This window comes from Avibacterium sp. 20-129, from assembly GCF_026226845.1.
Lineage (GTDB): Bacteria > Pseudomonadota > Gammaproteobacteria > Enterobacterales > Pasteurellaceae > Avibacterium.
In genome coordinates this window covers 1,382,273-1,405,683 of sequence record NZ_JAKKOE010000001.1, presented here as the reverse complement: position 1 = coordinate 1,405,683, position 23,411 = coordinate 1,382,273, and the positions used below count along the sequence as shown (strand labels likewise).

Below are 23,411 nucleotides of genomic sequence, written 5' to 3'. Positions count from 1 at the left end.
AAACTTTAAATAAGGATTTTCAGGTAGCCTAATTAAAAAAATACGCTTTTAAATAGCGGTTTGATTCAATAGGAATTTTCACCCAAGTTATTAGAAATAATCATTCAAAAATCAAAACGGGAAACCATCAAATCAGGATAAAAACTTAAAGATTTTTGACCGCACTTTTAATCCCCTTTTTTGATACAAGGGCTTGCTGAAGAGAGCGAAATGCCCACTTGTTTACGGGATTTTTTGCCATGCAGGCTTGCAGCTTTGGGCAGCCGTTTCACACGGTAGAGCAGCAACGCAAGCAAAATCAGCACGCAGCCGATGATTTTTGACGTGCCAAGCATTTCTTGCATAAACATCACGCTAAGCAGCATTGTCCAAACGGGTTCTAAAATCATGATTAACGCCCCATTGCCGACATCGCTTAATTTTTGCCCAAAGGTTTGCAGCAAAAAGCGGGCATTGGTACCAATCAAAACGCTAAGGGCAAGCCAAAGCCACGTCATCGAGCCAACAGAAGACGGCATATCCTCTGCCAACAGTGCATAAAAACCGCTTGACAGCCCAACCATCGCAAGCTGAATAAAGGTCAGCGGCAAAATCGGCACCGACTTTGCGTAGCGGCTGTTTAACACAAACTGAATGCCCGCCCAAAGTGCCGTCAATAAAAAGAACAGCGTATCAAGCCCCAATCCGCCGCCCGAAGAAAGACCGCTTGCTGCCAAAAAAATCATGCCCAAAACGGCAATCGGCAGGGCAAGCCAAAACCGCCTTACGGGTCGCTCTTGATAAATCAGCCACGCAATCAACGGGGCGGCAAGCATCGCAAGGCTTAACAAAAACGCCCCCTTGCCCAGCTCTTGGGTGTGCTTGACACCAAGCACCCAGAAAAAAAGATACAGGCTAAAAGATAAGCCAACAAGCAGGCTTTGCTGCCACTGTTTACGGCTTAACCGCCCAAGTCCACGAAAAGCAAAGGGCAAAAAGATAAGGGCTGCCGCACCAAAACGCAAGCTCACAAAGGTTACCGCTGGCAATTCGGCGATCGCACTTTTGGAAAACAGCCAGCCAAAGGCGGCGGCAAGGGTGGCAAGCAGTAAAATCCACTCACCACGGTAATGTTTAAAGGACATAGATATACTCCTACGTAATATTTTTTATAGATAAAGAGCGGTTAAATTTCATTTAATTTTTAGAAATTGGTTGATACTCTATAGGTATCCACCGATATCCATTATTTTCAATACGGATATGCCCTATTCCAGGAAAAGGTAAATGAGCCCCAGCTACCAATATTTTTCTTTTAGCAATTTTGGGTAATATGTTTAAACGGCTTTTTCGTGCTGAGATTGAATTTGCATCAAAGTCCACCGCAACTTCAGGATGCTGCATCTGAATGGCATGATTGTGCATCAAGTCCCCCCATATCAGTATAGTTTCATTATTTGACGTAATCTCAAATCCACTATGACCAGGCGTATGCCCAAACAAAGGGACTGATTTTACACTAGGGATAACTTCATCGCCCGAGTTATAAAACTTTATTTTATTTGCTTTTATATACGGTTCTGCTGCTTCTCTTGCCCATCTTACAAATGGTTTAGCACTATTAGGAATTTGATCTATTGACTTATCTAACCAAAAAGCTTTTTCTTGGTTTGGTAAATAAATTGTTGCATTTGGGAAGACCCTCTTTCCATCGACAGTTACCCCACTGAAATGATCAGCATGCATGTGAGTAGGTAAAATGATATCAATTTGATCCGCACTATAGCCTGCAGCATTAAGACTAGAAATCAGCGAACCTTGGTCGTTGACAAAAATAGGATCCTGAACATTTCCCTTTCCCGCATCAACTAAAATTAAATTTTTACCTGTATTAATAAGGAATGCAATAATAGCTGTATTTACTCCTCCATTTTCTGTTTTTAAAGAAAATTCATCATTAATCATTTTCTCCAATTCTTTTTTATTAAATTTACTATATTTAGAAAATAATTCTGCATTAAGTGAAGCAGCCCCATCATATAAAGCGGTTACCTCAAATTCTCCCACCATTACACGATAATATCCTGGTACTTGTGTCAATTTCATTGGAATAGCATTCTCAGGGGGATAATAAGTTGGCTCAGCCACTGCATTTGTATTTAGTACTGAAAACCCTAGCGAACTAGCCACTAACAATGTTAAAAATTTCTTATTCATATTTACATTCTCCGATATGATGATTTGAATAAGCGTATTTTATACGTTGTTTTTTCACATAAATAGGCTTAAAATTGACAGTAATGTTTATTTTTTCACAATTAAGCGATGGATTTAGACTGGAACGATGTGCATTATTTCATCTTACTGATGGAAAAAGAGACCCTAACGGCGGCGGCAAACGCCCTAAATGTCGAACACGGCACGGTATCACGGCGGATTGAACGGCTGGAAAAACAGCTTGGACTACACCTCTTTGACCGCATCAACAAGCGTTATCTGCCGACCGATGACGGCAGAGAGCTGTATCAAGAAGCCAAAAAATTGCAGCTAAACATCAAGCAATTTGCCCAAACAGCACAGGATAAGCGGGAATCGGTGGGTGAAGTGGCGGTTTCGGCACCGCCCTTTGTCGCCAACAGCCTGCTGGCACCGACCCTTGCCCTCTTTTATCAGCGGTTTTCGTATATCCGCTTGATTATCCAGAGCGATTCGGTCATCAGCAATCTGCACGCCCGCCAAGCCGACATCGCCCTAAGGATTGCCGAGCCGCTGCAAGAAGACTTGGTGGCACGCCGTTTGTGCTACGTCAAATACCGCTGGTTTGCCCATCGCTCCTATCTTCAGCACGAGCCGCAAGAAAGCTGGCAATACTTAAGCCTACAGCTTGCTGGCACGCACGAAAAATGGCTGCAAACCGAGCTTAACGGCAAGCCGATTCGCTTTGCCTGCAATGATTTTCAGGTGATGAAGGCGGCGATTGCCCAAAAAATGGGCATTGGTTTATTGCCGATTTGCCATGCCGACCACCCTGATTTTGCTGCCATTGAGGAGATGGAGGACTTCACCGCACCGCTTTATTTGGTGATGCATGAGGACGTTCGTGCATCAAAAAAAGTGCGGACGGTGGCCGATTTTCTGATTGAAATGCTTGCCGATTAGCTTTGTGATGGGGCAAAAAGCATCAAGGCTAAATGAAGGGGCTGGGTGAAAACTTTTAGATAAGTTTTTATGACTTGAATTGCCAAAATCACCCTAAATATTAAAGAGAGCATGGCGTATCGCTGCCCCTCTTTTTTTTTTCAGGCTGCCTTTTATTTTTGCCATTCAATCATCTGTTCTATTAACTGCAATAAACCTTGCCGTTTCTGTTCATCTAATTGCATCAGCATGCTTTCTAATTTTCTTGCTTGATCTCGTGGGCGATTGCTCGCTTCGTCTAGTAAATCCACAAGTTCACAATCAAAGATTTCTGCCAGTTTAACCAATCTTGCAACAGACAGTGCAATATTGCCACGCTCCAAGCGTGAAATCGCATCAATACTTAATTCTAATCGTTCTGCCAGTTGTGCTTGCGTTATGCCACAGGCCTTGCGTTGTTTAGCAATAGCTGCACCGATGCTTTGATTAGTGAGTTGAGATTTGGCTGTGTTGCTCATGTTTGCTCCTTGCCAAGCAAATATAAACAACCAACTTAAAAAGAAAATCGCTATTAATTCTGTTAAAAGAATAAAATTCGTATAAAATAAGTAATAACCAAACATTGATTAACAAAGTTTTACGGTAGCTGATACAGAAAGCCTGCAAAAAGTCATAACTACGACATCTGCTAGCATTCTGTTTTCGTACAATCGTATTTGTTGAAACAACCTTGTATGGTTATTGGATTGCTTTTTCCGCATAACACTATGTTATTTGAAGTTTTTCTAGGCGATTCACTCTTTTGCTTGATTTAAGAGAAGTCGTTTGTTGGTAGAAATTGATGTTTAGAACGAGGCAATACTTAAGCATGGAAGAAACGGATTAAACGTTAGCATTAAGCCACAAACCGTGCAATGGTATTTGGATTAAGCCCTTAAGCTAGCTCCGAGCATTATTTATTATTTCAGGCAACTTGAAAGGGTGATTTTTATTTCATTAAAGAAAGAGGTTTATCATGAATATACTTGAAGATTTTATAGGTGGCGCGTACAACCGTGAAACGGGAGAGTTCAACGCTGAATTTGCAAAAAAGGAGGCTGAAGATAAAAGAGGAAAATTAAATATAGTCTTACTTGGCTCAACTGGAGTAGGGAAAAGTGCATTAATTAATGCGGTTTTTGGTAACAATGTTGCTGTATCAGGGACAGGAAAACCAGTAACACAATTTCTTGAAAAATATGAAATTAAAACAAAAGGGTTGGTTCTTTGGGACACCAAGGGTATAGAAACTAAAGATTACGAGGGAACTCGCAACCAAATCATTAAAGATATTGAGTCAGGTTTTGAAAAAGCCAAACAATCTTTAAATCATGAAGATTTACCACATGTCGTATGGTTATGTATTAAAGAAGGTAGTAAAAGAATTCAAGAGAGTGATTTAGATTTGCTTGAGATCGCACGTGAACGCAAGCTTCCTACAGTTGTTGTGTTTACTGATACACAATACGAAGATGGGGATGAATTTGTAGAAAAAGCAAAAAATGAAATTTTTATTAAGTATAATGATTTTCCAAAAAATCGTTTTGTTAGAGTCAATTCCGTTAAAAATCGCAAAGCTGGACACGAATTTCCGCAATCTGGCTTGGAAGACCTATTAACAGCAACATTCAGTTGTTTAGCAGAAGTAGGGCGAAATGCTGAAGAGCTAATCTCTTTATTTAAAAAGGCTCAATTGGTTAACAAAAAATTGAAATTGGAACAAATGATTAATGATGCGAGAAAGATTGTACACACTGCCGCAGCTGCTGCTGGTGCAACAGGTGCAATTCCTATTCCTATGGCAGATGCTCCATTAATTGCGGCAGCCCAAGGTGCGATGATTGCTAAATTAAATGCGGAATTTGAAGTGGATGACCAAAGCAATGCAACAACTAGCGTCATTACTTCAATTTTAGGTATGACAGCAGTTGCTCAAGTTGGCAAAACTATAGTTGCAAATGCTTTCAAGCTCATTCCAAGTGTTGGAAGTGTAATTGGTGGGTCAATAAGAGCTGCTACTGCTGTTGCACTAACTGAAGCTATTGGACATGCCTATATTGAAGTCTTGAAATATTATTATAATGAAGATGAAGGTAGAACGATTTTACCTTCACAAGCAATTGATATTATGAATGTATTTAAAGATTTTTATAAGCAACCTAAGTAAGCATAGTGGATGATTAAAATAGAAAGGTACAAGTCAATAGCGACTGTCGTGTACATTTTGCACATCAGGGGCTGGCAACGCAGTAGATTTCTTATTTTAATCCACTATAAATAGGCAACCTGAGCCTTTTCAGGCTGCCTATTTAAAAAGAACTGATGATGCTTGCTCAATACTATATATTTCAATTCCATCGCTATTGCCCAACAGACAGCCTCCTTTTCTAACACCATCTCCTTATCCCATCACCACCTACACATCTCTTGGCTGCCAGTTGGCACCTTTTAGCGGCGGCAGCCATGACGGGCCTTGCAGTTGCTGTTGCCATAGGGCTTCTGGGTAGCGGTAGGCGGTTTTTCTTTCGGGGTCGATGGCGGTTTGTATTTGCTCTTCTTTGCCTGTTTTGATAAGGGTGGCAAAGTTTGGGTTGATGAGCGAGGCTTTGCCTACGGCCAAAAATTCTGCCCAGCCTGTTTGGTAGGCGGCGATGAGGTCGTCTGCGGTAAAGAGGTTGCCTACGCCGATAAGCGGGAGTTTGCCGCCGATGCGTTCGTGGATAAGCTGCATGCGGCTTTGGTTTGTGTCGGCACCTCGGCGGGCTTTTTTGTAGAAGTCCCATAGGGATACGTGTAGGTATTGCAGGGGTTTGTCAATGAGGCGGTCGATGAGCTGCAAGGTGTCGTGCATGGTGAGCCCGTCTTCGCCTGCTTCTTCGGGTGAGAAGCGGTAGCCGATGATGAAGTCGTCTCGCTGATGGCGTTGTTTGGCCGCAACGGCAGCGTCAATCACGGCAAGTGGAAACCGCATGCGGTTTTCTGGGCTGCCGCCCCATTGGTCGGTGCGGCGGTTGGTTTTGGCTGAGTAAAATTGTTGCAATAGGTAGTCGTTGGCACCGTGGATTTCTATGCCGTCAAAGCCTGCTTGCAGGGCAAGTTCGGTGGCTTGTCCAAAGGCGTTGATGATGGCGTGAATTTCGCTGTCTTCTAGGGCTTTGGCTTGGTTGATGGCACTTGGGGCAAGGGGGTGTTTGATGAGTCCAAAGTCTGCTGCACGTGCTCCGCCGTGGTGGATTTGCAAGATGGCTTTGGCGTTTTGTTTTTTAATCCGTTCGGCAAGGGCGGTCAGCCGTGGCAGGTTTTCTTGGCCGATGGCGTGGGGCTGGCCAAAAAAGGTTTTGCCGTTTTCGGCAACAAGGGTGGCGGCGGTGATGAAGAGTCCAAAGTCAGCGGCTCTGCCTTCAATAAAGTGGGCTTCTTCTTCGCCTAGGCTGCCGTCTGGGTTGGCTCCGAAGTGGGTCATCGGGGCAACGGCAAGGCGGTTTTTGATGGTGATGCCGTTATTAAGGGTAAAGGGGGTAAAGAGCGGTGCGTAACGGTCGTTCATGGTGTTCTCCTTAGGTGTTTAGTGTTGGTCAAGGAGGCGGTATTGTACAGGGATAAAGCGGTAGCCTTCGCCGTCTTTTTGTAGGTGTCCAAGCCCTGGAAATGGCAGATGTGCACCTGCGATGAGTGTTTTTTCCGCCACGATGTTTTTGAGCATGGTTTGACGGGTTTTTCGGGCTTGCTCGGCATTGGCATCAAAGTCTATGGCGACTTCTGGGTGCGGCATTTGTATGGCTGGGCTGTGCATGAGGTCGCCCCAAATGAGCAGTTTTTCGCCTTTGGATTCAATGAGAAAGCCGCTATGCCCTGCGGTATGCCCAAAGAGCGGTATGGCGGTTAGGTTTTCAAAGATTTCTTTGCCCGATGGATAGTATTTGACCCGTCCTGCTTTGGCATAGGGTCGGACGGCTTGGCGTGCCAGTTCAACATAGGGGCAGACGGTTTCAGGCAGCATGTTTATGGGGGTGTCAAGCCAAAAGGCTTTTTCTTGTTCTGCCAGATAGAGGGTTGCATTTTTGAAGGTGCGTTTGCCTTTGTGGACGATGCCGTTTAGGTGGTCGGCGTGCATGTGGGTGGGCAAGATGATGTCAATTTGTTCGGGGCGGTAGCCTGAGGCGCGCAGGCTGTCAAGGAGCCTCCCTTGTTTGTCCAAAAAGATGGGGGCTTGGACTTCGCCTTTGCCTGCATCAATGAGGATAAGGTGGCGGCCTGTGTTGATTAAAAAGCCGATGATGGTGCCTTCCATGCCGCCAAGATGGGTTCGGGGAACAAAGGCATCATCAAGCAGTTGGTTGAGTGCTTGTTCGCTAAGGTCGGTGTGTTTTGCCATCAGGGCGGTGTCCAGATTGCCTACGCCGTCATAAAGGGCGGTAACTTCGTAATCGCCGACCATTTGGCGAAAGTAGCCTGCAACCTGTGTTTTTTGCATGGGAACGGGGTTGGCTTTGGGCTGATGGACGGGCTGTGCCATCGCAGGCAAAGCGGTCAATCCAAACAGTAAGACGGCGGTAATCAGCGGTTTTTTCATGGTTTTTTCTCCAAAAATTATTTGATGTGGGGTTATTTTACCGCTTGTTATTGTTCAATAATATGGATAAAATGCAAAACAATGACGATTTATGCACATTCTTATGCGACTTGATTGGAACGATATTCACTATTTTTTATTGCTGGTTGAAAAACAGACGCTCACCGCCACCGCCGAGGCTTTGGGTGTAGAGCACAGCACGGTCGCCCGCCGTATTGAACGCTTGGAAAAACAGCTCAATCTACATCTTTTTGACCGCATCAATAAACGCTATTTGCTCACGGCAGCAGGGGAACGGCTTTATCCTGAAGCGAAAAAACTGCAATTTAATATCCGCCAGTTCCGCCAAACCGCCGAAGATAGCCAGCAGGCGGTCAGCGAGGTGTTGCTGTCGGTTTCGCCCTTTGTTGCCCATGCCTTGATTGCCCCGCTGTTGCCGCTCTTTTATCAGCGTTTTTCTCATATTCGCTTGGTATTGACCAGCGACCCGACCTTAAGCAGCCTGCATCAGCGTCAGGCAGACATTGCCCTAAGGATTACCCTGCCCGAGCAAAACGACCTTGTTGCCCGCCGTCTATGCAATATTGATTACCGCTGGTATGGGCATCAAGATTATCTTGCCGACACGCCCAAAGACGCGTGGCAATATCTGGGCTTGCACTTAGGCGGTACGCAGGCCAAATGGGTGGAGGAGCAGCTGGCGGAAAAGCCTGTTTGCTTTGTGTGCAATGATTTTCAGATAATGCAGACCGCCATTGTCCACAAACTTGGCATTGGGCTTTTGCCTTGTGATTACCGCACAGAAGCGATGACCGCACTTACCACCATGCCAAGCCTTAGCACACCACTTTATCTCATCATGCACGAAGATGTCCGCCATAGCCAAAGCGTACGTGATGTGGCAGATTTTTTGGCGGAGGAGCTTGGGGATTAGGGATTGGATAATTTGGGGCGGCCTGAAAAAGATAGGGTTTTTAGGTAGCCTAAAAGTTACACAGATGCATTTTTCCAATGCGGTAGCCATCTACTAACTCGGGTGGCATTCCCCCCTCCGCCACGCTCTCGGGCTTACGCGGTGTTTCTTTCTAAAATGCTGGCGAAAGGCGGTGGCAGAGTGAAAGCCGATTTCGCTTGCAATGTGTTCAATGCCCAAATCCGTGCTTTCTAACAGCTCCCGTCCACGCTGAAGACGCAGGGCAATCAGCCACTCGGTCAAAGACACACCTGTGGCTTGGCGAAAATGGCGGGTAAAGGTGCTTCGGCTCATATTCAGACGCCTTGCCAGTGCGTCAATACGGTAATCCTGCTTAAGGTTTTGCTGCATTTGTGCCAGCAGTTCGCTCATGTTTTCGCTTGGGCTTAGGCGGGCGATGGGCTGCTCGATAAATTGTGCCTGTCCGCCTTCACGGTGCGGTGAAACCACCAGTATGCGGGCGATTTGGTTGGCGATTTTCACCCCGTACGTTCTGCGAATGATGGCAAGACAGCAGTCAAGGGCGGCCGCCGTGCCAGCAGAGGTCATCAGGCTACCTTGCTCAATGTAGATGGCTTCAATACTCAGTTTAACGGCAGGAAAACGCTTGGCAAAATCCGCTTCACCCAGCCAATGAGTGGTCGCCTCTTTGCCGTTTAGCAGTCCGCTGTACGCCAACAAATAAGCACCGTAACAAAGCCCTGCAACCAAAGCCCCACGTTGATTGGCTCGGATAAGTGCCTGTTTTAAGGCATCGCTGGGCATTTTTTCAGGCTGCCAGCCAAAGGCAATCACCATATCGGCCTGCTCAAGCAGGCGTAAATCGCCGTCAGCAGGCACATAAATGTCGTTTTCTCCATAACAGCAGTCGGGATTTTCTGCAACAATTTTCAGATGAAACAGTGGCTTATCATCAACATTGAGCGAAAAAACACGGTGCGGTATGGCAAATTGAAAGGGGTTAAAATCAGGATACAGCAGCAGGGCAACAATCGGTGCGGTCATTTTTTTCTCACTTTTTGAGCCAATTCTTTCGGTTTTTGAAAGATTGGTCAATATTTTTGTTTTTCAAGAAGATGGATAATGCTCGTTCTTGAAAAAGATGGCATTTCACCCGCCATTTTGATGATTTTTCACCGCCCGATGCTTCATTTTTAGCATGGGCAATCGATTTAAGGAATCACGATGCGTACCAAAACTTTACTTGCCACTGCCCTTTTGGGGGCGTTATTGAGCGTTCAGGCTTACGCCAGCGACAGCTATCAGCATATCCGCAACGCCACCGCAAAAGTCAGCTATGCAGGACAGACGTTTTTGATTGACCCGATGCTTGCCAAAAAAGGGGCGTATGAAGGCTTTGCCAACACGCTAAACAGTCAGCTGCGTAACCCTTTGACCGAACTGCCGATGCCGATGAATGAGGCTTGGCAAGGGGTAACGGCGGTTGTGGTTACCCATACCCATCTTGACCACTGGGACGAGGCAGCACAAAAATATCTGCCTAAAGATTTGCCAATTATCGTGCAAAATCAAGATGATGCGAAACTGATTCGTGAACAGGGATTTAATGATGTGCGGGTGTTAAACGAGACCTTGAAAATTGGCGATGTCAGCCTGCACAAAACAGGCGGTGCACATGGCACCAAAGAGATGTATGCGGTCGCACCGCTTGGGCAATTGCTGGGCGATGCGATGGGCGTGGTGCTGCGTGCCAAAGACCGTAAGACGCTTTATATCATGGGCGATACGCTCTGGACGGCTGATGTCAATAAGGCGCTCATCAAATATAAGCCCGATGTTTTGGTGATGAATACGGGGTCGGCAAGGGTCAATGGCTTTAATGAAGGCATTATTATGGGCAAGGAAGATGTCGCCCACGCCCATCAGGCCATGCCCAAGGCAAAAATCATTGCCGTGCATATGGATGCAGTCAATCACGGTGCGGTGAGCCGTCAAGCAATGCGTGCCTTTGTGCAAAAATCTGGGTTAAAAGATTGGGTTGCCGTGCCAGAAGATGGGGAAAAGATTCCGTTTTAAGGGGAATTTACGGTGATGTGGTATTAATGTAAAAAGGCTGCCTGAAAATTAAAATGGGGTTTTCAGGCAGCCTTTTGAGGTTATTTATCAAACCTCTGTTTCCAGCATTTTGGCAAACAGGGTTTGCAAGTAATCTTGTTCTTGCATAAACAAGATATTTCTTTTGCGATACGCTTCTTCATCATATTGATGAGGCAACTCTTCTTTTTTGGTGATAGAAAGAATAAAGGCATTAAGATTCATATCAATGGTATTATCTTTTTGCAGTTTTTTGACTTCCTCCGCTAGGCCAAATTTAGAATGATTTATTCCCATATGCAAAATGCCTTTAGGATCAATAAAACTCAACCACTGCTTATCGGACGCACCATCGGTTAACCAAAGCAAAAAGTCGGGATAAAAATTGCCCGCCAAAGCAAATCCTAGCCCTTTATTCTTATTTGCCGCATTGCGTAAAAGATACAGCGATTTATCACCAATCCAGCTTTTAAGCTTGCCTGAATTTGCCGCTGCCTGTAGGTCTTGAACAAAACGGATTTCGCTCATCTCATTCATGTCCATTGGCTTCATGGTGAGCGGTAAATCTTCTTTATTGGCAAGTGTCATGATGGGATAGTACAGATGCGGCTCAAAGCAGATGGCGGTGATGCTTGCCGCCTGCCAATTAAGTGCTTCTTTTAAAGTACCTTTTTCTATAATGACTTTAAGTGCCATCAGTTTGTCATAATAGCCTCTGCCTTCATCGGTATTTTCAATGGTAAATTGGTAGCTGTTTTGCAACGACGGGTTGTCTTTATCCACCCATACCGCCTCATAAAACTGCCCTTCATAAGCGGCTTTTAAAGTTTGATAAAAACGCTTCATATATAAAGAAAGCAGGTCAATCAATATCTCTTGTTGCTTTTTAATATCACTAAAGCTATTGATGGCTAAAAAATCAGGCGGACAATACAGTTTATACCAATCATTTTTTCTGGCAAAAGATTGGATATGCTCTTTTTCTAGGCGGAGATTCCACCATGAACGCAGCCATTTTTCTTCCCATAACGCAAGATAGATTTCCTCCCAGTCAAATAAAGAAAATAAAGCCGTATCAAGCCTATGCTGCTGACGTTTATCAAGGCTCATGATTTTTTCTTTACTTCGCTGCACTTCAATCTTGGGATACAAATCAAGCTCAACCACAATAGGCTTAATCTTGCCCTGATATTTTTCAGGCAGCAAAAAGAAGCTAAAGCCTTTTTCTTGCCGTTTAAAGCCCATGCTTTGGTTATCTTTATAGCCGTTTTTTAGCTGCAAGGTTTTTAGGCGTTTTTCTGGTAAATTGGAACGCACTCGAAAATCAAGCGTAAGCATTTCATCTTTGGGCGTAATCCCCTCTGTTTTTAGATAGTTTTTAAAGGTTTCCATATAGCCTGCACGGATACCAAAGATGTTTAAGGTTTCAAGTTTTTCCAAAAAAACATCTTTTGGGCGTTCGCTCTCTTGCGTCCGTTTGAGTGAGAAATTCTGCCCTTTTAGACGCACGCCACGCCCAAACAGCTGAATAATTTGGCTGCCTTCGTTTTTGCCGATATTGAGCAGCCCCATGGTAGAGACCCGCCAGCTTGACCAGCCTTCCGTAAATTTTTTGGCACCGATAAGCAAGCTGATTGGGCTGTCTGGTTGGTTAATCTCTTTAAATAACGAGGCGGTAAAATCATTATCCAGCACATCGATGGTTTTTTCTTGCTCAAGCAAATTGGCAAATTTCTTCGTATCGCCGATATTAATCACGCCAAAAGCCTCACCGCTGCCTACCGATAAGGCAAACTCACCGTCCGCATTTTTTAACCGTGTGAGCTGTAGACGTCCATCAATGGCCGTGTTAAATACCTTTTGCAAAATATCCTGATACAGGTCCGCCTCTTTGCCCAAATAGTGCATAAGGGGAATAAATTGCCCAAAAAAAATATTCTTGCCATGAGGGTCGGTCAATTCTGCTGTATCGCTTAGCAGGCTGTGCAAGTGGCGTTTAACCGCTTCAGGCTGCCCCAAGAAATACGCCAAAAACTGCACGATGACCAAAATATCGCTGTCTTCATGAGAAACCGTATTGCCGACAAAAATCCACAAGGGTTTTTCAAGCAAAAACGGGCTTAATGCTTTTTTATGACGCTCATAAAGATAGCACTGCTGATAAAAACTCAGTAAACAGGCAATCAGATAGCTGTTGCTATGCCGCTCATAATCCTCATCACGCAGATTTAAAATTTGACTTTCTTTGCCATAACCATCGGCATAAAAATATTTATAAGAATAATCAAACAACACCGCTTTGGCATACACCTCCCGCAAAGCACGTGGTTTAATCTCCTCCTGCAACGTCAAAGCATCGGGCGTTAGCCGTGCCAAATCATCATCGCTTAAGCCTTTTAAGCTTTTTTTACCAAAAAGACTGCCCGCCTGATTTTTTTGCCAAGCCTCTATCTCTTGGGCAAGTGTTTTGCTCTTGGCGACCGCCTGACCAAAGGTTGCCGAATACTCAAACGAAAAGCCCGCACTGATTAAGCTCCCCCGCAGTCTTAACCAAGAATCGCCAGAGGCACCGCGATGCCCCTTGTCCACCAAAACCAGATTTCGCCCCGCAAAGCTCTCCACCGCAACGGTTTTTTCACCCGTCTTATCAGCAAGTTTATTAATATCAATAATCAGCACCTCGTTAGGTGCCTTAAGCATATTGCCCTGATTTTTACCAAAAATCAGCGGAAAAAAACCTGACTGCATCAGCTCTTGATTATGCTGATGACTTAACCCCTCATTGGGCGTAAGCACAATAATCTGATCAATCTTATCCGTGCAATAATCCTGATATTGCAAAATATTGACGTGCATCAGCAACGTTTTACCCGAACCTGTGGCATTCCAAAAAGCGATTTTATTTAAATCATCTTCATCATAAGGAAAAAAGCCCAACTCTTGATGCTCATTAAGCAAAGCATTTAAACCCAAAAGCATCTGCTTTCTTTGATGAAAATAGCCATCAAGATAAATTTCTGTAAAAAGAAGCGATAAATACTGAAAATACTTCATTTGAAGCGCATGTCCGCTTTTTTTATTACGCTCTTTGGTAACCTTTTGCCAATGTCTGACAATATTGCCATCATAACGGCGTAAGCTGTCCTCATCGATAACCGCTGACAAACCCGCCTGGCTTAAGGCTTCAAAAAAATACGTCTGCCCCTCTTGATTGATGCCGATAAGCCGTTCATCGCTTAAGATTTTTTGCAAAGCTGCAAAATCGCCCAGCCCCAAGTAAGATAAGATAAAGCGGTTAAGCACCAATTCATCATGAAAAGAGCGGTGATTTTTTGCCGAATTTTTAGCCATTTTTTCGCAGCCATCGTCTTACTCCGCAAACATCAAACGCAAAAATTCAGGCTCAATAGCACGCAGTTTCAAACGGCTTTCTGTGCCATCATTATTTTCCCAAACGCTTGCCATATCATGAATCATGATCGCCATTTAAATACACCACATCATATTGCTCACTATTTGGATGAATATTAAACTGATCAAATACATGGACAATTTCTTGATAGCCCACACGGGTGCAGTCCCGCCACACAATCAGGCAAGATTCATCATTGAGCCTGCCTTCAACCAGCACATAACCACGTTTTTCCCGATCATCTGTTACCCGCTGCACCCGCAGTCCCAAGAGATAATTAAAGGTCTCAATCAAATCAATCTTGGTCGGCACATAAGCCCCAGCACTATCGCTTGCGATATTGAGTTCATAGTCAAACGGCTTTTGAAAATCATGCACGCTAAGCTGTGAGCTTTTGCTCTCCTCTGCCAGCATATAGCGTAGCAAATAATCCTCCTGCACCTGTTTGGGCAAATCTAACGCAAGATCCATCTGCCCTTTAAGCTCAAGGTTATTGAGCGTATCCTCATAGCTTTCAAGCTTTAACACCTTAACCATTTGCGATACGCCATGACGTGGATTTTCACCCGAGTCATTAGATAAATCGCTTTTTTGTTCACCAAGAACAGGCTTACCATTTTTCCACTCTTTGCTGTAAATCACCTTTTGCACACGAGGTTTTAGCACAGTGTCAAAATATTCGCCTTGCTCCACAAGCATATATTTGCGGTTACCGCCATCTTCACGGTTTAAGTTAATGACCGCATGAGCAGTGGTGCCAGAACCTGCGAAGTAGTCGAGGATAAGAGCGGTTGTTTCTTTTGCACCAGAAACCAGCAAACAATCTTCCACTGCATAAATAGATTTTGGATAAGAAAAAACTTCTTGAGTGCCGAATATATTCTTTAATAAAGCCGTTCCGTGCTCTGTAGCAGAATATTTTGAATCCGACCAATGTGTTGTGGGTTGCACACCTTCATTTGGCCTTCTTCGATAATAGATATAGTATTTTCCATCATCTTTTTTTGTAGCACGAAACTCATCAACAATCTCTAATGCCCTATCTAAACCAAAATACCAACGACCTTCTTTGCCATCATCTTTTATAGGATATATGGATATTTCCTCATCACCCTCTTTATCATAAATCAAATATTCATTTTTTTCCGCATCAAATTCCATTTCAGGTAGCCTCAAAACCCCTGTTTTTTCATTTAAGAAAAATGGATAAAACATAGTCGGTCTATTCTCACGGCTTGAATTCGAGCCTGCTTTGCGAAACATTTCCCAAAAAAAAGCTCCCTTTTCATCATTTTCTCGATACCGTGCTTTTTGCTCTTCACTATGGGAAAGTCTTGAAATCGATGTCGCTTCCATTTTCTTTACAAAAACTGCATATTCGTGAGAAAGAGCAAAACCATTTGGAATAGGTCTGCCAGAGGGTTTTATTCTTATCGCAACCACTCCCGCTAAATAGGGAAAATTTTGTTCCAATAATTGACAAAAGACCTTTTGTTCTAAATCATCAATAGTTCCACATAAAATACCATCATCAGCCAATAAGTTTTTACTTAAGAATAATCTATTATCAACTAATGAAAGCCATGACGAGTGTTTATATCCATTTTTATAAATAATTTCAGATGCACTAGTATTATAAGGCGGATCAATATAGATACATTTCACCTGCTCACGGTAGCGAGCCTGCAAAAGATTTAAGGCTTGGAAATTATCCGAATGAATGAGTACGCCATTGATGCTATCGTCCAAATCAACAGCCTCTGACATCAGGCTAAGCAATTTTTGCTGATAAGCTGGCGGATAAAGCGAGGTATCCACCACCAAATAAGGCTCTTGGGCAACAAGATTGGCAGAATCTAAGCAGGTATTACCCCCCCCGTCGCAAATTATAAGTAATTGAAATTAAAGAGTTTTTTCCAATCATCAAGCTGCTTTTCATTAGCAAGGGTTTCAGGCAACAATGCCTTTGGTATACGGTCAAGCGTAATCAAATAATGCGTTTGGGCAACAAATTTTTTCTTAAGCCACAAAGATTTTTGAAAATCTTCAATCTGTGCCAAAAAGTCAATTAAATCATGGGCGATGGTACGCAGCACCTGAATCTGACGCAGGCTGTTTTTTATTTGGTCAAAATGCTCGGCATGCTGGATATTATCTAAATGCAGCACCTCATTTTTGATATAAAAATCAAGCTCTCGGCGTAAAAAACTGCCCAAGTCCTTATGAATAAAATAATCGGCACTGTTTTTTTGCGTATAGTCGTTTAAATGCTTTTCAAGCAACGTGCGTTTTGGATTTTTCTCTGTCGGTGCCTCTTGCCATACCGCCTGCCACGATGCAGGGATAAGCATGTGCAGCTGCTCTAGCGTGCGTTCATTTTCTTTTTCTTGCTTATCTGCCTTATCTTTGAGCACATATTCAAAGAAAATCTCTAACCGATCACCCTCTTCCTTGATAGGGATTAAGCGTTCCTCGTAGACCTCGCCCACGTCGTCATAGCGTTCAACCTCTCTTAGCTCAACAAGGGAAAAAAGCCTCTTGGCATTGCTGTCTTTGCGGTTGTCTTTGGCAGTATCCGCCGCCATCAGACGGAAGAAAACCTCACGCCCATCATCAAGCTTAAAGCGGTAATTGCTGAAGTTCTCCCCCGATTTGGTGTAATACTGATCCTTGTTTGCCCAATGCAGCATCACTTCTTCACCATTATAAGGAATGGCATAGGTCTCGCCCTTGTAACGACGCTGGCTGATAAAATCACCCTCTTCATAATAACGGCTAAAAAACGTAAACAAATGCGAAAAAACCATCGCTTCGCTGCCGCTGCCGCTGCCACTTGTTTTCATCTGGGCAAGTTTATCTTGGATTTCCTGAACCTTGGGCAAGGTATCGGCATCAACACCTAAGGCTTTCGCCTGTTTAACCGCCTCGCCAAGTTCATGCTCTAAGCTTGTAATGGCATCTTGATTGACGGCTTTAAAGGCTTCTTCCACTTTTTTCGGCAAAGTGGACGTGAGATATTTATTAATCTTATCCCTGCGGCTGTTTAAAATTCGGTAAATACCAAAATCTAAATCCGCACGGTCGGTTTGAAAAATTTCTTGCAGTTTTTGCGTAAGTTTTTGGAGGTGTAGCATAGGGGTCCTTATAGCTAGCATTAATATTTGATTTCATTTTTAAACTATATATTTTCAATCCAAAAGATTGATATCTATACAAGCATAATTACTGTCATAAACTCTAAATAATTAACTACGCTCTTCCATAATTGTCTTATATTGCTCCTTAACCAAGGATCTAATATTTTTTAATATATCTTTTTCGATTTCTATTCTAGACTGAACTGTAGTCTTATTGTCATATTTTGTATTAATTACCTCAAATGTTAGTTCTAAGTTTTTATCAAAAGAAGATCTTTTCTTTGATGGAGAACTGAAGAAAAAACTTACTTTTACTGTTCCAGAATTGGCACTACTTGTATATTTATAAGTCAAAGTCATACTATCGATAAAATAATATTCATAGTATTTTTCATTCGATATAAGAAAAATACTATGTAGCTTCTTACCATCTATGGTTACAGATGTTACAGTATCATTCATCCATGATACTTCTGGATCTTGGGGCAATGGGGAGTTTGAAGCCTCTCTGCTGATCACTATTTCATGAACATTATCCAACTCTAGGAACTTTCCATATCCTGCAGTTAATCTTTTAAAAAATTTTACTCTTTCTATATCCTCAAAGGCATCAAAAGTAATTTTTTCCTCTTGTTCAAACTGAATAATATTGTTCTTTTTTAGCATCCCTGTAATAGCATCTAAAATTCTTCGATTAATCAGCTCTGTTTCATACGATGTATGAGTGGAAGCAATATCTAATGCAAGCTCACTTCCTTTATTTTCTATAATAATTTCTGCAGAAAAATTAAGCTCTCTATTTAAAAAATCCTTACTAAAATCATTTCTTTTTATTTCATATTTAATTATTATAGTATTGCCTTCGAATACTGGATTTGGTTTTTTAATAAATTCTATATTAGGTATATTCTCTGAGAAGTTAGGGGAAGGAGAAAATAAATTTTTTATAGGTTTTATTATATCAACACCTTCACTCATTAATGATAGGCTAGAAAGTTTATTTTTAGGTTTTAAACTTCTAGAAATAGAATCATCTATTAATTTCCCATATTCATCCGATGTTAATAGCATAGCAGAAAGTAGTGGTACAGAAATAATTTTCTCTCCACTTCCACAAAAAACACCTTTTTCTTTTAAAAGGGTATTTATTTCTCCATCTGAGATATGTCGGCTATTGAGGAGTATTCGGAGTTCATTTCCAGACGGAATCAATCCTTTTAAATCAATATTTCCACTCATGACCACTCCTAAAATAAATCTAAAATTGTCTGATGATAAGAAAATAGTCTAATATCTTCACTTCTATCTTTAAAAGATAATCTGGCTCTCGTAACGATATCTTTATCCTTGGTTGAATTAAAATCAGGAAATCCTATACATATTTCACCAACCAATCCTGCAGAAAAATCTAATGCATAAGCCATCATATTTCTACAAGTTTCTTCACCAAATCCTTCTCTACTGTACAAATAAAACTGCTTTTTATCTCCAATAGTAATAATAGCGGTAATAATATCTGATGCAATCAACTCTATTGGCAAAAACTGACCATGTCTACTTGTATCAATTAAAATTGAAGTCCCTATTCTAGGATAATAAAATTCATACGTTCCACCATTTGATTTTTGAATTAAATCATTAATAATATCTAGCAAAAAACTTGCTCTACTACTATCTATAATATAATAAGGAATATCTTCTTCTAAGTCTGGTTTTGATTTTGCAATAGCAGGTAAAATATTTCTATCTAGGCTATCTTTATCATTATGCAACCAAATTAAAACCCCAATGTGTTTTATATTAACCTTTGCGTCAAAAGCCTCTATAAAAGAATTCACTTCTGTATTATAGCGTGCACATTGGATAATTTGTTCAAGCTCCTTAATATAAGGATTAAAATTTTTTCTAATTTGTTGCTCTGATTTAGGATAACCACCCAAACTGTGTTTAACAGAAATATGACAAACTGTTGTAGTGTCATCATGGAACGGATTATGATAAAGATAAACAATATCATCACCATGGCTTCTTTTTTGATTATCAGATTTATTTTTATGATTACCATCGTTACATTCAATAGAAATATTCTGTATCTGGTGTTTCCAACCAATTTTTTTTAATAATTCAGAAGCAATCACCTCACCAATTTCTCCTGATTTTTTAGACTTTTCTCCAGACATACTTATCCTCCTCTTTGAATATCAATTATTGATCTTAATCCAAAATCAGTAATCTGTGAATCAATGGATAAAATTTTCAAATTAGACTCTGAAATTACGATATCCACACCTTTTGATATCCTTGTTTTAGATAGAGTCTTATTAATTTTTTTAGAAAAATCTTGCATTTCAACAACAAAATCCATATCAATCTCCATACTATTTTTTATACCCAAACTACTAACAATATTATCAAAATCCTCATTTTCAACAAATGCTGTAGATATCCTTTTTAACTGATTAACTGATAAATTATCCTCTTTGGACAAGGCATCAGAAAAATCTAAAAAATCTTGCGGTAAGTGTATTTTCTTTGATACAGCCTTGGTAAGAGAAGATAAAATCTGAGTATATTTTTTTACGGTATTTTTAGGTACAGCTTTAATAAAGTTTTCTACCCAATATTTTGTCTTTTTACCAACGCTATCTATAATAAATACTGTATCTTCAGATGATAAAACAACTGCTCCTTTTTGAATAGAATCAATAGATATGCCTTTTTTTTCTACAATATCGATAACGTCATTTTGTTTTTTTACATCCAAATAACTACTTTTGGATTCAATTCTAAATAACCCAATTGCTTGAATCTTTAAGTCATCCACTTTGATTCCACTATATAGAACTTCAATAAATTCTCCTCCACCAATATTAGGGTGATCAGAAGATATATATAAATGTTTTGCTATCGCTAACGATGATGTAAGAAATTCTTTTTCATCTTTAAAAACTAATGATGAATAATGCTTTATAGGATTTAAATTAATATCAGATTCATGTGTCAATAAATATTCATTTTCACTATCTATGATAGGCAATAAAAAGTGTTGAATCAGTAAACTATCCACAGAAGAATCATGTTCAGATTCAGCACTTGATAGTATCAACCCCTCATCCCTAAACTTATTGCCAACCTTATGGACAATAACTTTTTCAACCTTTACTTCACTTAGATTTAACTTATCAGTCATCACACCACTTCCCATTCAATCACAAACAACGTTTTTTCTTCTATCTTTTGGTCTAAACTCGCCTCTAGTCCTTCAATCAGTTCATCTTTCATCGCCTCAATCTCATCTTGCTGATCAAAAAGCTCCCGCCGCTGTTTGGTACGTTTTCGCTCTAGCTCACGCTGCTTTTTCTGCCAGCTTAATTTTTCCTGTGCGGTTTGAGCGGCGGCACTTTCACGCTTGATTTCTTTAATCGCTTTATCGGTTGCTTTAATCTCTTGCTCCAGACCGTCTTTCAGGCCATCTGTCCAGCTGTCTAATTTTTCTATCTCTTGATCAAAGTAAACGAGATTGCGTGCTGCTGTTTTCTCAAGTAAGTCTTTAAGGCGTGCATGCCTATCTGCCGCTAATGCTGATTTGACTTGCTTTGCGTTATGTGGCTGGGTATGGGTGGCAGGCAGCCGCAACAGTTTTTCAGGGTCATCATCAATCAAAATCTCGCCTGCATCTGTGCAGGCACTGATGATAACGTGCTGCTCACTTCTCTCAAGGGCGGTGATGGTTATCAGGCTTGCAGTCAAGGTACCGCTTTTGCCAATGTAGGGTTCTAGGGTGCTGATTTTGCTGCCATAGGCTTGGTAATCAAAAATCAGCTTCGCCTCTGGACAGCGGCGGTTTTTGGCTTGTTCAAGCAGGCTTTGGGCAAGGGGGTGTTGTAGGCGGTAAAGATGTGCCTCTCCTTGCTGGCTTGGCAGGCGATACCGCCCTATCGGAATGTCTTTTTGCTCGGCAGCTAGGTTTCCAGGCAGCTTGTGCAGGGTAAAACCATACGCATCAAAACTGGCATTTTCTCCAAGCTCGCTTTGGGTAAATTGCAATAGCAGGCGTTCATGGGCGGTGCGGACAGCTCTGCCCTCTTCTTCATACACCCGCAGTCTTTGGCTGACGCTTTCATCAAAATGCTCTAGCAGGATTTGGCGGGTTTGCATCATGGCTTCGTCAATTTCACCCGAAAGCTCTTGCTGCAAGATATCAAAGGCTGCCTGAATTTCTTCGCTTTTGCGGCAGCGGCGGTAAATATCGGCAATGCGTTTTTCTATATCCACGCCCGAACCAATCGCCCCCAACACTTCATCGCTGGCACCAAATACGCCGTCAAATAGCTGAAATTTTTTCTCTAAGAATTCATAAACTCGGGCATCGGCTTCATTGCTTTGGTCTAAAAAATTCACCACAACCACATCGTGCTTCTGTCCATAGCGGTGGCAGCGTCCGATTCGCTGTTCAATCCGCTGGGGATTCCACGGCAAGTCGTAATTGATAATCAGCGAACAAAATTGCAGGTTGATGCCCTCGCTGCCTGCTTCGGTGGCAATCATGATGCTTGCTTTTTCTTTAAAGTGTTCAACCAGCGCGGCACGGGTATCGGCGGTTTTGGAACCTGTGATGGTGTCGCTGCCTGCATGGCGTTTGAGCCAGTCTTTGTAAATTTTTTGGGCGTTTCTATCGCTGTTTGTGCCGTTAAATAAAACAATGCCTTCGCCATTTTCGCCTGCATAGGGCGTGTCCGCCAAACACTGCAAAAGATAGTCTTGGGTGCGTTTGGATTCGGTAAAAATAATGGCTTTTTGTGGGGCATTCTTTTCACGCAATTGATCAAAGGCTTTTTCTAATGCCGCAAGCAATGCCTCGCTTTTGGCATCTTTATCAATGCTTTCCGCCAATGCCTTAAAACGCTTTAATTCTTCAATTTCATCGGCAAGGGCAAGGGTTTCGGCTTCCGATAAAGCCAGCTTGTCCGCCTCGTCTTCCGTCCATTCTTCAGCGGTATCCTCCAAGCCCTCAAAATCTGCATTGAGCTGTTCAATCGCATCCGTCTCTTCTGCCCATTCTTTTTGCAGGCGTTTGAGCATGGTGCCTAATGCACCTGCAATTGCACGGCTGCTTGATGCCAAAAGCTTCCACAGCACCATCGCAATCAAATGCCGCTGCCCTGCCTGCAAAGCCTGCGAATCTTCACGGCGTAAATATTCCCGAACCAACTCTGCCAGTTCTTTTTCGGCATCTGATGGGGTAAACGCCTGAACAATGGGGTGCCGCTTGGTATAGGCAACATATGCCTGCACCTGACGGCGTAAAGTACGCTGGCAAATCGGTCTAAGCCGCCTTTGTAACTGAAAAAGATTTTGCTCGCTGGTTTTGCTGCCAAATTGACTGCGAAAACTCTCCAAGCCGCCAAAAACCCGTTCATCAATCATGCTGACCAAGCCATACAGTTCACGCAAATCATTTTGCAGCGGTGTGGCGGTCAGCAAAACTTTGGAACGGACATGGCTTAGGGCATCTTTTAGCGTATTGCCAATAATATTGCTTTTTTTATAGACATTACGCAGGCGATGGGCTTCATCAAGCACCGCCAAATCCCAAGGGATTTTCTTAATATCAGCCGCTTTTGCCTTGGCAAATTGATAGGAACAGATAATCGGCACAGGGCGGTCAAACGGATTTTCACCTTGCTTTTTAAACACATGGTAGTTTTTGCTTTCCAAAATTTCGCAAGTTAAACCAAATTTTTCCTGCAATTCTTGATGCCACTGCTTGCGTAAATTGGCAGGCGTGATAATCAGAATACGGCGTTTACGCTCCGCCCAACGCTGCAAAATCACCAAGCCTGCTTCAATGGTTTTGCCCAAACCGACCTCATCTGCCAATATCACGCCTTGCGATAGAGGGTTTTTACAGGCAAAAAGTGCAGCATCCACTTGATGCGGGTTCAAATCAACCTGTGCATCAACCAAAGTCGCCGCAAAATCCTCAACGCTGCTGGATGCAGTCTGTTTGCTAAGCAGCCATGCAATATACTGGCTTTGATGAGGGGTGAGTGGGGATAAATGAAACATCTGGATATTTTCCATTTGGGTTAAAAGTTTTCAGGC

17 protein-coding genes are annotated in these 23,411 nt (G+C 42.4%); 4 read left to right on the top strand and 13 right to left on the bottom strand.

Annotated features, from left to right (window positions below):
• Positions 1–167 precede the first annotated feature (167 nt).
• A complete protein-coding gene (locus L5B90_RS06705) occupies positions 168–1,124 on the bottom strand; it encodes a DMT family transporter (RefSeq protein ID WP_265762436.1) in 957 nt (318 codons plus the stop codon).
• Positions 1,125–1,176: 52 nt separating this feature from the next.
• Positions 1,177–2,196: an MBL fold metallo-hydrolase gene (locus L5B90_RS06700; RefSeq protein ID WP_265762435.1), complete on the bottom strand. Its 1,020-nt coding sequence runs from the start codon at positions 2,194–2,196 to the stop codon at positions 1,177–1,179.
• A gap of 108 nt (positions 2,197–2,304) precedes the next feature.
• On the opposite strand from L5B90_RS06700, the gene L5B90_RS06695 reads away from it, so the two are divergent.
• Entirely contained in the window at positions 2,305–3,138 is an 834-nt protein-coding gene (locus L5B90_RS06695; RefSeq protein WP_265762434.1) for a LysR family transcriptional regulator, read from the top strand.
• A 152-nt stretch (positions 3,139–3,290) separates the two neighbouring features.
• Here L5B90_RS06695 and L5B90_RS06690 read toward each other — a convergent pair whose 3' ends face one another.
• On the bottom strand, positions 3,291–3,635 hold the full coding sequence (locus L5B90_RS06690; RefSeq protein WP_265762433.1) for a helix-turn-helix domain-containing protein: 345 nt from the start codon (positions 3,633–3,635) through the stop codon (positions 3,291–3,293).
• A gap of 497 nt (positions 3,636–4,132) precedes the next feature.
• Between L5B90_RS06690 and L5B90_RS06685 the strand changes: the two genes are divergently transcribed.
• Positions 4,133–5,323: a YcjF family protein gene (locus L5B90_RS06685; protein WP_265762432.1), complete on the top strand. Its 1,191-nt coding sequence runs from the start codon at positions 4,133–4,135 to the stop codon at positions 5,321–5,323.
• 249 nt (positions 5,324–5,572) lie between these two features.
• Here L5B90_RS06685 and L5B90_RS06680 read toward each other — a convergent pair whose 3' ends face one another.
• Together L5B90_RS06680 and L5B90_RS06675 are read right to left on the bottom strand one after the other, a co-directional pair.
• Positions 5,573–6,703: an NADH-dependent flavin oxidoreductase gene (locus L5B90_RS06680; RefSeq protein ID WP_265762431.1), complete on the bottom strand. Its 1,131-nt coding sequence runs from the start codon at positions 6,701–6,703 to the stop codon at positions 5,573–5,575.
• 18 nt (positions 6,704–6,721) lie between these two features.
• Positions 6,722–7,729 (bottom strand): MBL fold metallo-hydrolase, encoded by a 1,008-nt coding sequence (locus L5B90_RS06675; protein ID WP_265762430.1) that lies wholly within the window; start codon positions 7,727–7,729, stop codon positions 6,722–6,724.
• A gap of 91 nt (positions 7,730–7,820) precedes the next feature.
• Between L5B90_RS06675 and L5B90_RS06670 the strand changes: the two genes are divergently transcribed.
• Positions 7,821–8,663 (top strand): LysR family transcriptional regulator, encoded by an 843-nt coding sequence (locus L5B90_RS06670; protein ID WP_326938236.1) that lies wholly within the window; start codon positions 7,821–7,823, stop codon positions 8,661–8,663.
• A gap of 93 nt (positions 8,664–8,756) precedes the next feature.
• On the opposite strand, the gene L5B90_RS06665 is transcribed toward L5B90_RS06670, so the two are convergent.
• Positions 8,757–9,707 (bottom strand): GlxA family transcriptional regulator, encoded by a 951-nt coding sequence (locus L5B90_RS06665; RefSeq protein ID WP_265762429.1) that lies wholly within the window; start codon positions 9,705–9,707, stop codon positions 8,757–8,759.
• Positions 9,708–9,887: 180 nt separating this feature from the next.
• Here L5B90_RS06665 and L5B90_RS06660 point away from each other — a divergent pair, with 180 nt between their 5' ends.
• Positions 9,888–10,739, top strand: a complete 852-nt coding sequence (locus tag L5B90_RS06660; protein ID WP_250363858.1) for an MBL fold metallo-hydrolase — start codon at positions 9,888–9,890, stop codon at positions 10,737–10,739.
• Positions 10,740–10,826: 87 nt separating this feature from the next.
• Here the strand turns inward: L5B90_RS06660 and L5B90_RS06655 are convergent, their stop codons facing one another.
• From L5B90_RS06655 to L5B90_RS06625, 7 genes are all read right to left on the bottom strand, one after another.
• Complete coding sequence (locus tag L5B90_RS06655) at positions 10,827–14,108, bottom strand: DEAD/DEAH box helicase family protein (protein WP_265762428.1); 3,282 nt, start codon at positions 14,106–14,108, stop codon at positions 10,827–10,829.
• A gap of 115 nt (positions 14,109–14,223) precedes the next feature.
• Positions 14,224–15,990 carry a site-specific DNA-methyltransferase gene (locus L5B90_RS06650; protein WP_265762561.1) on the bottom strand — a complete coding sequence of 589 codons (1,767 nt, stop codon included), beginning with the start codon at positions 15,988–15,990 and terminating at the stop codon, positions 14,224–14,226.
• Between the two features lie 65 nt (positions 15,991–16,055).
• Positions 16,056–17,303 carry a restriction endonuclease subunit M gene (locus L5B90_RS06645; RefSeq protein WP_250363861.1) on the bottom strand — a complete coding sequence of 416 codons (1,248 nt, stop codon included), beginning with the start codon at positions 17,301–17,303 and terminating at the stop codon, positions 16,056–16,058.
• A gap of 111 nt (positions 17,304–17,414) precedes the next feature.
• Positions 17,415–18,545 (bottom strand): GapS4b family protein, encoded by a 1,131-nt coding sequence (gapS4b, locus tag L5B90_RS06640; RefSeq protein ID WP_250363862.1) that lies wholly within the window; start codon positions 18,543–18,545, stop codon positions 17,415–17,417.
• A gap of 8 nt (positions 18,546–18,553) precedes the next feature.
• Positions 18,554–19,486, bottom strand: coding sequence for a GapS4a family protein (gene gapS4a, locus L5B90_RS06635; protein ID WP_250363863.1), 933 nt, complete (start codon positions 19,484–19,486; stop codon positions 18,554–18,556).
• Positions 19,487–19,488: 2 nt separating this feature from the next.
• Positions 19,489–20,496: a nucleoid-associated protein gene (locus L5B90_RS06630; RefSeq protein ID WP_250363864.1), complete on the bottom strand. Its 1,008-nt coding sequence runs from the start codon at positions 20,494–20,496 to the stop codon at positions 19,489–19,491.
• The gene (locus L5B90_RS06625) at positions 20,496–23,390 is read right to left on the bottom strand and encodes an SNF2-related protein (RefSeq protein WP_250363865.1); all 2,895 of its coding nucleotides are present in this window, start codon (positions 23,388–23,390) and stop codon (positions 20,496–20,498) included. Before L5B90_RS06625 ends, L5B90_RS06630 begins: the two co-directional genes overlap by 1 nt.
• Positions 23,391–23,411: the final 21 nt, after the last annotated feature.